15 protein-coding genes and 2 pseudogenes are annotated in these 13,584 nt (G+C 40.2%); 8 read left to right on the top strand and 9 right to left on the bottom strand.

Annotated features, from left to right (window positions below):
* Positions 1-135, top strand: a complete 135-nt coding sequence (locus THETH_RS11015; RefSeq protein WP_281011964.1) for a hypothetical protein — start codon at positions 1-3, stop codon at positions 133-135.
* Positions 136-273: 138 nt separating this feature from the next.
* Here the strand turns inward: THETH_RS11015 and THETH_RS07250 are convergent, their stop codons facing one another.
* Positions 274-888: a nucleotidyl transferase AbiEii/AbiGii toxin family protein gene (locus THETH_RS07250; RefSeq protein WP_013932703.1), complete on the bottom strand. Its 615-nt coding sequence runs from the start codon at positions 886-888 to the stop codon at positions 274-276.
* A gap of 14 nt (positions 889-902) precedes the next feature.
* Positions 903-1,166: a DUF6922 domain-containing protein gene (locus THETH_RS07255; protein WP_211205259.1), complete on the bottom strand. Its 264-nt coding sequence runs from the start codon at positions 1,164-1,166 to the stop codon at positions 903-905.
* Between the two features lie 435 nt (positions 1,167-1,601).
* On the opposite strand from THETH_RS07255, the pseudogene THETH_RS10555 reads away from it, so the two are divergent.
* Positions 1,602-1,853, top strand: a pseudogene (locus THETH_RS10555) (nucleotidyltransferase family protein); the annotation flags it as partial.
* 75 nt (positions 1,854-1,928) lie between these two features.
* On the opposite strand, the gene panD reads toward THETH_RS10555, so the two are convergent.
* A complete protein-coding gene (panD, locus tag THETH_RS07270; protein ID WP_013932705.1) occupies positions 1,929-2,279 on the bottom strand; it encodes an aspartate 1-decarboxylase in 351 nt (116 codons plus the stop codon).
* Between the two features lie 70 nt (positions 2,280-2,349).
* The gene (locus tag THETH_RS10350; protein WP_013932706.1) at positions 2,350-2,937 is read right to left on the bottom strand and encodes a GNAT family N-acetyltransferase; all 588 of its coding nucleotides are present in this window, start codon (positions 2,935-2,937) and stop codon (positions 2,350-2,352) included.
* Between the two features lie 173 nt (positions 2,938-3,110).
* Between THETH_RS10350 and THETH_RS07280 the strand changes: the two are divergent.
* The 3 genes and pseudogenes from THETH_RS07280 to THETH_RS07290 form a co-directional block, all read left to right on the top strand.
* Positions 3,111-3,992: pseudogene (locus THETH_RS07280) on the top strand (TAXI family TRAP transporter solute-binding subunit); the annotation flags it as partial.
* 73 nt (positions 3,993-4,065) lie between these two features.
* Complete coding sequence (locus THETH_RS07285; protein WP_013932707.1) at positions 4,066-5,943, top strand: TRAP transporter permease; 1,878 nt, start codon at positions 4,066-4,068, stop codon at positions 5,941-5,943.
* 69 nt (positions 5,944-6,012) lie between these two features.
* Positions 6,013-6,213: a cold shock domain-containing protein gene (locus THETH_RS07290; protein ID WP_013932708.1), complete on the top strand. Its 201-nt coding sequence runs from the start codon at positions 6,013-6,015 to the stop codon at positions 6,211-6,213.
* A gap of 69 nt (positions 6,214-6,282) precedes the next feature.
* Here the strand turns inward: THETH_RS07290 and THETH_RS07295 are convergent, their stop codons facing one another.
* Positions 6,283-6,807 carry a hypothetical protein gene (locus THETH_RS07295; RefSeq protein WP_013932709.1) on the bottom strand — a complete coding sequence of 175 codons (525 nt, stop codon included), beginning with the start codon at positions 6,805-6,807 and terminating at the stop codon, positions 6,283-6,285.
* A 42-nt stretch (positions 6,808-6,849) separates the two neighbouring features.
* A complete protein-coding gene (gene aglA / locus THETH_RS07300; RefSeq protein ID WP_013932710.1) occupies positions 6,850-8,295 on the bottom strand; it encodes an alpha-glucosidase AglA in 1,446 nt (481 codons plus the stop codon).
* 187 nt (positions 8,296-8,482) lie between these two features.
* Between aglA and THETH_RS10710 the strand changes: the two genes are divergently transcribed.
* Together THETH_RS10710 and THETH_RS07310 are read left to right on the top strand one after the other, a co-directional pair.
* On the top strand, positions 8,483-9,460 hold the full coding sequence (locus THETH_RS10710) for a cytochrome b5-like heme/steroid binding domain-containing protein (protein ID WP_013932711.1): 978 nt from the start codon (positions 8,483-8,485) through the stop codon (positions 9,458-9,460).
* A gap of 392 nt (positions 9,461-9,852) precedes the next feature.
* Positions 9,853-10,335 (top strand): hypothetical protein, encoded by a 483-nt coding sequence (locus THETH_RS07310; RefSeq protein ID WP_013932712.1) that lies wholly within the window; start codon positions 9,853-9,855, stop codon positions 10,333-10,335.
* Here THETH_RS07310 and THETH_RS07315 read toward each other — a convergent pair.
* From THETH_RS07315 to THETH_RS07325, 3 genes are read right to left on the bottom strand one after another with little or no spacing between them, the layout of a single operon-like run.
* Entirely contained in the window at positions 10,323-11,252 is a 930-nt protein-coding gene (locus THETH_RS07315) for a radical SAM protein (protein WP_013932713.1), read from the bottom strand. The two genes, THETH_RS07310 and THETH_RS07315, sit on opposite strands and share 13 nt — an antisense overlap.
* Entirely contained in the window at positions 11,249-12,040 is a 792-nt protein-coding gene (locus THETH_RS07320; RefSeq protein WP_013932714.1) for an NAD(P)/FAD-dependent oxidoreductase, read from the bottom strand. The genes THETH_RS07315 and THETH_RS07320 overlap by 4 nt, the downstream gene beginning before the upstream one ends.
* Positions 12,022-12,591, bottom strand: coding sequence for an isochorismatase family protein (locus THETH_RS07325; RefSeq protein WP_013932715.1), 570 nt, complete (start codon positions 12,589-12,591; stop codon positions 12,022-12,024). Before THETH_RS07325 ends, THETH_RS07320 begins: the two co-directional genes overlap by 19 nt.
* A 157-nt stretch (positions 12,592-12,748) precedes the next feature.
* Between THETH_RS07325 and THETH_RS10360 the strand changes: the two genes are divergently transcribed.
* Positions 12,749-13,576 (top strand): GGDEF domain-containing protein, encoded by an 828-nt coding sequence (locus THETH_RS10360; RefSeq protein ID WP_013932716.1) that lies wholly within the window; start codon positions 12,749-12,751, stop codon positions 13,574-13,576.
* Positions 13,577-13,584 lie beyond the last annotated feature (8 nt).

Below are 13,584 nucleotides of genomic sequence, written 5' to 3' on the forward strand. Positions count from 1 at the left end.
TTGACTATTCAAGAACTTTTGGAAAAAGGCTATCTGAGTTCAAGCAGTCCAGAAAGGCTCAACGAAGATTACGATATGCTTGTTCAGATTTCAAGCGAAATAACTATCAACGTATGGTACAAAGGCAAGTACTGAACAAATGGATACATTCGACTGGCAGATCTTCAAAAGATAATACCTGTCACCGAAGATTCAACCGGCGCAAGATTCGAGATGAAAGTCTTTCCGTGGTGGTGAGGCTCGGTTAGAATTGAGACTTGTTGGAAAAACGGCTTACTCGATACTAAGGTCTGCAAGAATCTTTTTCTGAAGATTCAAGAAAAACTCTTTGATTTCATTCCACTGTTTTGTAGTCATGCTTTTAAAACCGTTCTTTGTGACCAACACAGGCATTGGATCTTCTTCAACATCATCAAAATAACCAAGATTTTTCACCAAATGAATTAAATTGTAACTTACCTTGGAGTACTTTAGCTGGACAATTTTTAGCAGTTCGCTTACTTCGGGATACTTAAGAAAATAAAAATAAAGATCAACAAAATCTCTCTTTGCCCCACGCTGACCTATAGCAATGAATTTCATAGCGGCGATATCACGTAAATCCGCAACCAAGCAACCTTCAAACTGCAGGAAAGGAAACACCACTTTATAGGGGTAAAAGAATAAGCTTATCTTCACATTGTTGCTCAGCAAGTACACCGTGGTTTCTGAAATGTATTGGATTTGTACAGGCAAAACATCTGCAATTTTGTTAACAATAAAACTATCGAAAGTCTGTTCGGTAAAAAAACCTAAATCATCAGATTTTCTATGTCCAAGTTGTAATGCAAGTCCGGTTCCACCGGCAAGGTAAAAACCAGCTGATTTGAAAGCCTCAGTTTTTCCCAATAATCTCAGGATTTCTAATGTTTTATTGGAAATGACGTTTTCAAACAGGCTACTTCCTCCTTCGGTATGTCGTAGAAATTGCACATCATCAAAGCTGTTTTTCGTGAGATATTTCTACTCTTTTTCACAGCCTCGATTATTTCCTCGCTTTTGTAGGTTTTGAACATCCATCTATAGGCTTTTTCATCGCCAAGTTCAAGTATGCGTTCGATTATGTACCTTTTGTGCTTCTGGTGATTTAGCGATTCAAAATCTGTATCCCAAAAAAGATATCTCAATTCCTCCGGTATAGAAACCATTCTGGCTCACCAGCCTATCTTGCTTTTCTTTTCTTTAGCATATTCTCCATAGCAAACGATTACATCACTGAAGATACGACGAGCGCAAAATTCAAGGTGAAAATGTTTCCACAGAGGTAAAATACAATCAAAGCTAACATGCCGTTGTTCTATTAAAAGATTGACGCTGTTGCCCTTTTTCTTTTCATGATGGTAGCGCTCGTTGACTATCCAAAATTTATTATACACCTTATCAAGTGCTAATAATTTGAAATCGGCGTTTAACCAATATTTTTGGAGCTCTTTTTTGCGTGGTATACTTAGTTTAAGTCCGAATTTAAGTCCGAGCTTCCATGAAAAATAATCTTCCCTCTCAGGAGTCAACGAATAAAGTCTTCGTGTTCTACAATGTACTGTTGATTGGGGGATGAAAGAATGAGAACCTTGGAGGAAATAAAAGACGAGCTGTTGAAATTAAAACCGATTTTTCAAGAAAAGTACAAAGTTTCTAAAATAGGAATTTTCGGCTCGTACGTGAGAGGAGAACAAAGCAAAAGAAGCGATGTTGACCTTTTTGTTGAGTTTGCAGAGGTTCCAGATTTGTTCAAATATATTGAACTTGAAAGATTTCTTTCAAGAAGATTTAAGGTAAAAGTAGATCTTGTTATGAAGTCTGCTCTCAAACTTCAGTACCTCAAGCTATTCCGCAAATTGCCACGCTGGCTGACCAGCGTAGATGGAACTAATTCAAAGCAATGTATTTCACTTCATCTGGACAATCTCGTTTCTCTCGTTGAGTATAGCTATTTTTGGGGATTTATATTCATCGTCGTCGAAAAGACCAAATGCCATGATGATTATTCTATCTCCCTTTTCAACCAGCCTTGCAGCCGCTCCGTTCAGCGCGATGATACCGCTACCCGCTTTTCCCTTTATGACATAAGTTTCAAATCTGTTTGCGTTTTCAATGTCCACAACTAAAACTTGTTCAAATTCTTTCAAATCAACTGCTTTCATTAAATTTTCATCTATTTCTATACTTCCTTCATATTCAAGATTTTTATCCGTCACCCTTGCCATGTGAAGCTTTGATTTGAGCATCAATCTTTTCACACGATCATCCTCCTAATTGGTATTATAGTGATATTCTGATGCAAGAGAATGAATAGTTGATGAAAATTCTTCAAATGTATTTGACCATTTTGAGAAATTCGAAATTCTGACCAGAAACTTTAATTTTTGCGGTTTTTTCCGTTAGGAAACCAAAACTTTTGTACAAGCCAATTGCTTTGACGTTATCGCTTTCAACGTGTAGGACTACTTTTTTCTTTTTCAAGCGCTCAGCCTCTTCAACCACGTGCTCAAGAAGTCTGTGACCAATTCCCATGCCTCTGTAACTAGGATCAACTGCCAAATGACTCAGGTACACTTCGTCTTTCTTATGCTTTCCCAATCCCCGATCGATTTTGATTAGACCAAAAATTTTTGTGAACAAGATATTTTTCACTATCAAAAAGCCTGTGTTCCAACGAGCTTTTATATAGTATTCATACGGATAGAAAACAACTGCTCCGACAATTTTTCCATCTGCAACTGCGAATCTTGTGCATTCATAGCTAAAAAGGTTATTTTTCCTAACGAACAAACTTTCAAGCATTTTTTGAACGTTTTTTCCAAACGCCGCTTTGAGAAATCTTTCACCGGTCATCATAACATATTTTGCAAACTCACTTGAGCAGTTCAATGGTGCCTGTGTTATTTCAAGTTCCATAGTATGACCCCAGAAAGTATTGTATCATCGCTTTTAATGATTTATAATTGCTTTGTGTTAACTCATTTTGCCGGGAGGTGGAAGCTGTGAAATTTAAAGTACTCTTAGTGATACTTTTAGCTCTTTCGGTTCTTACTCTTGCTCAAGCCAAGTGACCGAGTCAACTAAGGTTCGTCTCCGGTCCATCCGGTGGCACATGGTTTGCGCTTGGTGGAGCCATTTCGAACATTTGGACACAAGATGTTCTTCAAACCATCAGTGGAACAGGTGGTGGAACAAGCAACATCATCGTGATTTCGAAAGGTCAAGCGGATGTGGGATTGACCACATTGTCGATATTCAACGCTGCCGTCAAAGGTATTGGTCCGTTCGCTCCCAACCCTGTTAAAGGAACCGTTATGTTTGCAAACTTGTACAGACAGTACGCATACTTCATAATGAGAAAGGATTTTGCAACGAAATATGGAGTAAAGAGCCTGAAGGATATCGTGGAGAAGAAACTTCCAATAAGGTTTGCAACATTGACACCTGGTACAGCCAGTGAGTACGTTATAAGGACAATTTTTGAGGAAGGCTATGGTGTCAGCTGGTCGACCATCAAATCTTGGGGTGGAAGGGTTGAGTTCGCATCTTACAGTGATGGTGCCAACTTGCTTGCTGACAACAACATCGACTGCTTCGCTTTCCAAATAAGTCGTGTTGCTTCTGTAATAATGGACATTGAAAGCAGGGTTGATGTTGTGATTCTACCCGTTGACGATGAAGCCATCGAAAAAGTATCCAAAGTGCTTGGAACAACGAAGTTCTTCATAGAACCGGGTATTTATAAATCCGTAACAGAGCCTGTGGCAACTGTTGGAGATTATACCTGTCTTGTTATAAGAGAAACATTGCCGGAAGATCTTGTTTACAAGCTTGCTGAATCACTTTGGAAGAGAAAAGATGAGCTATCAAAAGCATTTGTTGATATGGCAGAACTCAATCCTAAAGAAGCTATTTTAGGGGACGCACCAGCACATCCTGGAGCAGTTAAATTCTGGTCTTCGGTAAAGTAAAAAATACCATCCTTCAATCTCTCCTGGTGACCAAAAGGTTGCCAGGAGAGATTTCATAATTGGAGGGAAAACCATGAGATCGTTGAAAGGCTGGGCTTACTATGTGGGATATTTCGCATTGGTAGCTCTTGGGATTTTTCATCTTTACACCGCTATATTTGGTACTTTTGAAGCTTATTTGCAAAGGAGTATTCATCTTTTATTTGCTCTCCCTCTAGTGTTTGTGTACTTTCCCTTTTCGAAGAAAAGCCCAAAAGATAGAGTTCCTTGGTACGACTGGATATTGGTTTTTGTGTCCGCTCTTCCTTGCTTGTACGCCGTCTTAAATTACGAGAGAATAATCTACAGGATAGTTCAAGTTGAAATTGTGAGACCAGAAGAATTGATATTTGGCATAATTCTTGTTGTCACACTTCTTGAGGCAACTAGACGGGTTGTAGGACTTGCCCTAACAATACTTGCCTCGGCAATGATTTTGTACATGTACCTTGGCCATTTGCTTCCTGGCCAATGGAAGGGTATGTACGTTTCTTTTGATAGAATCATCGAACATCTTTACCTAACTGGTGAAGGAATTTTCTCCACGCCTTTAGGTGTTTCTGCGACAATTGTTATGATTTTTCTCATTTTCGGCGGTTTTCTTGAAAAAAGTGGGACAGGGAATTATTTCATGGATCTGGCCAAAGCTGTTGCAGGAAAGACCGCTGGAGGACCTGCCAAGATAGCTGTCATTAGCTCTGGATTGTTTGGTAGCATATCTGGATCGGCTGTTGCAAATGTTTACGCCACCGGAACGTTCACTATACCAATGATGAAACAACTAGGGTTTCAACCAACTTTTGCTGGTGCCGTTGAAGCTGTTGCAAGCTCAGGTGGGCAAATAATGCCTCCCGTTATGGGTGCAGCGGCCTTCATAATGGCATCTTTTTTGGGTATTCCATACAGTAAAATAATCGTTGCTGCTTTTATACCAGCTTTGCTTTATTATTTCGGAGCGTACATAATGGTTCACCTACGTGCAAAAAAGCTAAATTTGAAAGGATTATCCGAAGAATTGATACCTAGCATAAAAAGTGTTTTAAAAAATATATACATCATTCTTCCAATTGTGGTGCTTGTCGTAATGATATTACGCGGTTATACTCCAATGCGGGCAGCTATTGCAAGTATCGCAACTTGTTGGCTTGTTTCTTTACTCAACAAAGGAAGGAGAATGGGACCAAAACAAATCCTCGATGCTATCTACCTTGGCTCAAAGAATGTCTTCGTCGTTGCCATAGCCTGTGCCACAGCTGGGATTGTGGTTGGTGCGGTGAGCCTGACAGGAGTCGGGTTTAAAATCGTCAGCCTCATTTTCTCGTTAGCTGGTAACAATCCATTTATGGCTCTTGTTATGGTGGCAATACTTTCGCTGATACTTGGCATGGGACTTCCAACAACTGCAGCGTACATCGTTGCCTCGGCTTTGGCAGTTCCTGCACTGATAAAATTCGGCTTTTCCCCGCTTTCCTCTCACATGTTCGTTTTTTACTTTGCGGTTTTCTCGGCGATAACACCACCTGTTGCTTTGGCAGCATACGCGGCAAGTTCGATAAGTGGAGCTTCACCAAATGAAACCGGTTTTCAGGCTTTAAAACTTGGGATTATCGCTATTTTATTGCCCTTTGCTTTCTGCTACGATAAAGCGTTTTTGATGCAATCAACCCCATTCATGAACTTGTTTGCGCTTATTTCTGGCATTTGTGCTGCTTTGATGCTCGGCACGGGTATCGAAGGCTACCTTGAAGGGCACATCAATCTTGCCACTCGCTTTGCGCTGATCTTGTTGGGACTTCTTTCACTTTGTGCGTGGATACCGATTCGTTTGATCGGATTAACAGTTGGTATTGCTCTACTTTTGCTTCTTTATCATAGGTTGAGAAAAGAAAAAAATGCTGAAAAAGCTATTTGACTTTTTCCCTATTTGGAGTATAATGGGATAGCCCGATGAGGGTAGTTCTTTTTAAGGAGGAGTTGTAAGATGAAAGGTACAGTTAAGTGGTTTGACCCCAAAAAGGGGTACGGTTTCATAACCAAGAAGGAGGGTGGAGATGTTTTCGTCCATTGGTCGGCAATCGAAATGGACGGCTTCAAAACCCTCAAGGAAGGTCAGGAAGTAGAGTTTGAGATCCAAAACGGTCCAAAAGGACCACAGGCAGCACATGTTAAAGTTATAAAGTAAGCTTGTTTTGCAAACCTGACCATAATAAAACCCCGGCTGATGCCGGGGTTTTTTATTTTCGATGTCTTTTTAGAACCTAACGTTGAGCAAGGCTCCAACTGGAATTGTTGTAGCGCTTCTTTTGTCTTTGTAGGTTCTCATCTCAATTCCTGCACCAACACCAAATTTGAAGTCAACTAGGTCGAAGGTATAGTACAAACCTATACCGACAACGTAACCAAGGGCATCAAATTTTGTGAAGTTTGGAACAGACAAACCACCGTAACCTTTGAAGGTCAAGCCCGAAAAGTCATCGATTGGCAGGAAGTATTTTGCAACTACTAGAAGGTCCAAAGTCATTTTTGTTTGAGAAGCTTCAGGCAAAAAATCTTCAACGCCTTTTAGAAAGTAAGCTAAACCGACCCCACCACCGATTTCTACTCCTTCGGCAACTTCAAACATGGCTGCTCCACCAAAAGTTAGGTAAGTTAAAGATGCCGCATCTGTTGGTGATGCACTCAAAGTGAAGTGATACGCACCAAAGACGTCCAAGTTGACAGCCGCAAATGCTGCGACAGATACCAAGACAACTGCAAATACCAAAAGTTTTTTCATACTTCAGCCCTCCTTTTGAAAATATCTCTTGATGAAAGTATATCATAATTTGATTCGTTTTTCATAGTGTTCTTTCATCTTTTCATTTCCCGGTAAAGACATTATTTCCTCTATCACTGCAACAGCTTGTTCGTAAGACTTCGTCCTTGGATCTCTTATTAAAAATTCAATCAAAACATCCTTGTCTCCGTTCATTATCGCATCCAATGCCATTTCCATTCTCATCATCCTCGGCATCAAATAGTACTTCACCACTCTGTCCGTCAACGGCGGTTCTATCTTCTCTACGTGCCAACCTTTCGCGTCAACTATCGCAGGTACCTCCACCACAACCCCATCCGGTAACTGCGGTATGTAGCCCTCGTTCGGCACATTTATCACAAACCTTCTTGGAATGTTGTTAACCAAAGAATCTATGAACAGTATGTGCTGCTCGCCACTCAACTTGTCAGGCGATGCAAATATCTTCGCCTGTTGCTTCAGCTCCTCAGGTATTCCTTCCGGCGCAAGCTTCATGTACGTCTCAAGCTGCAGCAACTTTATAAACTTGTTCTTTTGCAAGTACTCTATCGCATTCGTCGTAGCCTGCAGCATGTCTTGATACCACTTCCACCCTAGCTCCGAATCCGCTCCTCCCCAAGGTTCACCGTACCATTTCTTCTTAACCTCTAAATTGTAGTTGTACTTCCACGAACCATTCCTCGGCGTGTCTCCTATCGGAAGCTGACCGTAAAATTTGTACATGTCTATCGCAGCAGGACTAAGCTGCAAATCAAACGGTGTCTTCGGCTTCCATGTGTGAGAATTCTTTTCTATCCACTTGTCCAAAAGTTCATAGCCGTTCTTCCCTTCCACAACAAACCTGTTCAACCATATCGCATGGTTGAACCCAGCAACCTGCCAGTCCACCTTCTCTATATCTAGCCCAAGTGCCTCAACCATCTCATGTACCCCATAGTGCCCATGACAGAATCCAACAACTTTTATGTTTGAACACCTTCTTATTAAATTCGTACCCTCAAAGACGGGATTTGCAGTCTGTAAAAGCCACGCCTTCGGACATAACTTCTCCATAAGCCTTGCAACGTCAACAAAAAACTTCAACTGATTGAAATTGCTTATCGTGTAATAGTCCGAAACCATGTTGAATTCTTGTGCATCTATCCCACGGTAATAACCATGCTTTTGGCTGATTTCCCTTACCTTTTCAAGGTACCAATGCCCTCCAACCAAAGCAGTGTTTATGACGAAATCAGCATCTTTTAAAGCAACCTCAAGGTCCATTGTTTTCTCAAACTTCAAATCTGCACCAAGTTCTTCAACATACCTTCTGGCAAGATCGTAAACACCTTCAAGTCGTTTCTGATCGATGTCCATGAGACTGACCAAACTGCCAGCTAAGCCTTTGGTTTTACAAAGATCATTCACAAGCCTCATCGAAAAAACCGCACTGCCAGCACCAATAATGGCAATTTTCACCGAAGCCATCTAATTTACCTCCTTTGAAAAGCGTTTGCGTAACATTTCACAATTTGAATTATATCACGGTGAAGTTGTGGCGAAAACAAAAAGAAGATTGTTAATTTTGATGGCAATTTCATTTTGTAACTTGACAATAATAACTTTTGCCATTATTCTTTAACTTAGAAAATCCCTACAAAGGAGGTATGAATTTATGAAACGTCTTTCTATCATCGGCATTCTAACGGCTGTTGCTTTTCTTGTTTTTGCCGCGCCAACTTTGGACAAATTCGATGTGACAAAGTTCAACGGAGAGTACATGATAATAAGCCTTAAAACTTTGCTTGAAACGCCCAACTACGTTTCAGTTGAAGGAGTTGTTTACGCGTTTGAGCATCCAAAGAAATTTTTGACAAGACAGGAAGTTGATCCTTCAAAACTCACAGATGACAACTTTGTTGGAATTCTTGGAATAACCATTGACGAGCTTAAAAAGTACAATGGCAAAGACGGTCCAGCAATGGTTGCAGTAAACGGGATAGTTTACGATGTATCTTGGTCAAGGCTTTGGAAGGACGGAACGCATGCCAATCGTCACAACGCTGGAGAAGAACTGACGCACGATATAGTCAAGCTCTCACCCCACGGTGTCAAAAAGCTTGAAGGTTTCAAACCTTTTGGAATACTAGTTTTTACACCACAGCAACTTCAAAAATACAACGGTAAAGGCGGAGCAAAATCTTACGCGGCAGTTCTTGGCGTTGTATACGATATGAGTCAATCTCAAACGGTAAAAGATGGTGTTCATTACGCATATCCAATGGGTAATGAATTGACTTATGAAATTTCCCAAAGGCCAGGACACGTTGAGCTTTTGAAAAGATCACACATTTATCCAATAGGTTTGTTGGTCTTTGACGAAGAAAACTTGTCCATATACGATGGAACAAAAGTTAAAGCGATAGTAAGAGCAGGGGAACTTTTCAAATCTTTCATAATGGTTGGAAACAAAGTCTACGATGTCACCCAAGTTGCCGATTGGAGAAACAGGCTAAATTTGGATTCAGCTGCACCCGCAGGAAAAGATTACACAACGCAGTTTGAATGTGAGCTTGGACCGTCGTGTGGGCATGATCATCCGGACGTCGAGGTTCTTAAAGACATTCCAGTTGTAGGGTATAGAATATGGTAGCTTACAAAGTCTTTGCTTGGATAAGTGTGGTGCTTCTTTTTTACAATTTTTCGTTGTTTCCCGTGAAGCGCTTGTTGAAGAAAAATAAAAAGGCCGCAAAGTTCTTAAGATACGGATCGATTATTCCATAGGTACACTGGTATTGCTCTGCTTATAACTGGTATAACACACGGCTATCTTGCGTTAAGAGGACTTTACTGGCACACCGGGTTATTGCTGTGGCTCGGTGTGCTTGTTCTTTTCGTTTATTATCTGCTTAGGAAATTTCTGAAACAACGTTGGTTATTTTTGCATCGACTCACTGATTTCATTGTGATCGGCCTTTTCTTTTTTCACTTTTTCTTTCCTTGGATTTTCTAAAATTGTGGCAAAATAGTTTCAGGGGATAGCCAATGTGGTTTAAAGACGAAAAGATGATGCGAAACCTGAAAATAAATTGTTGGTTCTTGTGGACAGCTACAGTCGTGATAACGATGATTTTGTTTTTTGGAACACAAAGTGAAACAAATTTATTGGATAGGTTCCTTCCGTTTGTTGTTTTGGTGCCCATTGTAACAATCTCAACGGTTGTGACTTTTCAATATAAAAATTATTCTCAAGGCATTTTTCTGAGTGATTATGAAATAATTCTGCCAGGAATTAAACAACATCGTATAGAAGCCCCAAAACTAAAGAAAATTGTGGTTGTGGACCAGCGGACAAAATCTGGCAGACAATTTTTGCTCAAATTTTATGTGCAGGAAAGATCGTTTCCCTACTCAGTGACTTTTTCTTCAGATTCTGTTAGACGTGAGATTTTGACGATGATGAAAGATTTTCTCAAAGAATTAACCATTGAGGACAAAACTATCAAGAAAAAAGGTCAGCCAACATAGCTGTAAGCTTCAGGAAGTTTTCCCTTTTCCAGAAGATGTCTTTGAACATACTGTCCACAGTTACTTCCAATCTTGTTCTCTTCAAGCTCTCCAACGCTTAAGATGATCTCATAGCCGGCTTTTGAAAGATTTTCCACAAAGTCTTTGTGTGTTATCGGCATGCCAGTGAGAACATCCACGTCTGAGACTATAGAATTTTTGATCGCATTGTAGGTAGGATTCACCGGTGTTATCTTGATGAGAAATTTTTTAGGATCAAAAAACCTTTTTATAACCTCAGGATCTAGTTTGTAATCTTTAGCAACAGCGAAGTTCAAGGTAATTTTCCTGTCTTTAGAGCACACGAATCTTTCCCCATACTTTGCTATTTTCTCCAAAGACCACTTTGCAACCGGCATGATTTTATCGCGTTGAGTTTCATCAGTTGAGTGAATTGAAAACTGCAGTTGAAATCTTCCAAGATAATGCTTGTTTTTCACTTCGATGAGCTTTTCAAAGAATTTGTCTGTTCCTAGGGGAGCTATCGTTGAAATCGATGGAATCAAATTTTCATAGTGGGATATTTTTTCCAAAACCTCTAAGACATTTTCGTTGAACGCAGGTTCACCAACTCTTGCGAACTGTATCTTGAACTTTTTGGTATCCACCTTTCCAGATGGAAAGTAATATCCAATCAAAAACTCTATTTGTTCTAGAATGTCTTGGGTTGTAAGCTTTCCGTGATAGTACCCTCCAGCATCGCACATAGGACATCCCACCGGACAACCTACGAGTGTTGAGACTATCAAAACCCATTTTTCACTTCGACTCAACGGTGGTTGAAGTGATTGGACAAATTCAACCAATTTTCCAGAGGATGTTTCTCCAACAAAAACCGTTGCAAGATCGTCTTTACCGTATTTTGCAAGTATCTTCAACTTTCACGCACCTCCATAACTATTCGCATAGCCGTTTCTATAGCGCTTCCAATGGCTATGCTCATCTGTCTAAAACCACCGCGAGCATCCCCAACGATGTACTGATTGTTGGAGCTTTCCTTGATGAAAGAAAGATTAGGCTTTCTTCCTATGGATATCAACAATGCATCGAAATCGTAGATTTCCCTTTCTGTTTCTACTTTCAAACCAGGTGATACTCGCAAAATTGGTTCTTCCTCATGATAAATTATGCCAGCATTCTTTGCACATTCGACCAACTTTGGCACAGCTTTAACGGTTTTCCCACGGTTGAATATGTGGACGAATTTTACTCCGTTTTCTTTTGCTTTCAAGGCTGAATCGAAAGCCACATCGCCGGCACCGTAAATTGCAAGACATTTGATTCCTTTTGGTAGAAACCTATACTCATAGACGACGTTTTGATCTACTTCGAATTCCAAAATTTTTACCGGTACAGTACCGCTGGCAATTATGAGTTTATCAAATTCATAAACGTTTGTGTTTGTTTTGACGGTTGTGCCATGAACTTCAAATACTTCCTGAAGCACCACTTTAACAGGGCTTTCCATAAGCCTAGCTTTGAGAATTTGAGCAATTTCCTCGCCTGAAAGCGGATGGAATACCGGAAAATTTTCAACCTTCCAAGCGTTGATTATCAAGCCACCAATGGTGTCCTTTTCAAACAGCGTGACATCGAAGTTGTACCTTGAGAGAAAAAGTGCAGCCGAAATTCCCGCAGGTCCTGCTCCTACGACTCCAACGTGCATATTACATCGTCGGCCTTACAAATGACCGCAAAACCATGGGCAAGGTTTTTGAGCGATGCAAAGTGGTACCAATCGTTTTTATCCCATGTGGCATCCTCAACCACAACAACTTCAAAGCCTTTCACAAAAGCACTGCGAGCCGTTGTTTCAACGCAAAGATGCGTCATAACACCGGTTAAAACCACTTGTTCAACTTTGTTACTCAACAAGATTTCCTCAAGATCTGTTCCATAGAAAGCGTCGTAAGTGTTTTTGAACAAGATTTTCGTTGGTTCAACGTTCAGTGAAAACCTTGCAAATTCTTGGCCAATTTCGTTTCCCCACCATTCTTTCATCATTCTGCTTGCTCCAACGTGAATTGTTGCTATCACCAAATAGCCAAGTTGGAAAAATTTTCTTGAAAGAGTTTCCATTTTTGGTATCACATTCTCAACACCAGATAGATAAGCTGGCGAAGATTTATCGCAGAAATAGTTTTGCATATCGATTATCAAAAGAGCAGGTTTGGACAAATTCAATTTGTGTTTTTTAGTTTCCTCAAAGAAAAACATTCAGATCACCGAGGCAATTTTACAATTCATTTTGATTAAAAGTCAACACCACAATGGTCAAGCCTTACGTTTCTTAAAAGAAATCTAACGGTAACATAAATTTACAAAATAAGGCGCTAAAATTAAAAGCGTAAATCAAAGCCGTGGGTGAAGTAAAATGAGGGGTGGAGTCTTAAGGGGCTTAATTTTGATATTCGGAACAATTTTAATTTTGCTGAGCTTCTTTCAACCTGTAGTTGGTTGGATATTATTTCTAAACTTGCTAGACCTTTCTCTGAGATTTCTGATATATTCCCTTCTTCCTTTTTCAAAATTTTCACTGCTTCGTTTTGGTGTACTTCTGCTTGCATACTCGAAGGTTTTTTCACTTTTTTCACATCCGCATTTTCACCTTGTTGAATCCATTCTAGGCATAGCTGGTGTAGGAGTTTGTGTAGTCAATTTGATTTTGTTTCTCAGCGATGATCTTAACAAACGGCTTTTGGATGTAGCAACAAAAGATTCGCTTACAGGGCTTATGAATCGCTACAGCTTTTTGACACAGGCGCAAAAGCTTTTGAAGCAACTTGAGGCAAAAAATCAACCTGTAGCTGTTGTATTTATTGATCTCAACAGATTCAAAATGGTCAATGACGAACACGGTCACAAAGTTGGTGACAAAGTTTTAGAGGTAATAGGAAAAAGGCTTAAAAATGCCGTCAAAACGTCGGACTTGGTCGGGAGGCTTGGGGGAGACGAGTTCGGCATATTTGTACAAAACGCCGATAGAGATCAAGCAAAACAAATTGTCGATAGAGTCTTGCAACTCATTCTTCAACCCATTGTTATCGATGGTCAAGTTTTCAACATAAGTGCATGCGCTGGTGTTGCAATTTTCCCGGAAGATGGAAAAACTTTGGAGGAACTCATAGAAAAAGCAGATCGTGAAATGTATCGTGTAAAATCACTTTTGACCTCCGAAATTTGTACTTCCCAAAGTGAATGACTTTTAAC

Origin of the sequence: Pseudothermotoga thermarum DSM 5069 (assembly GCF_000217815.1) — a bacterium.
Lineage (GTDB): Bacteria > Thermotogota > Thermotogae > Thermotogales > DSM-5069 > Pseudothermotoga > Pseudothermotoga thermarum.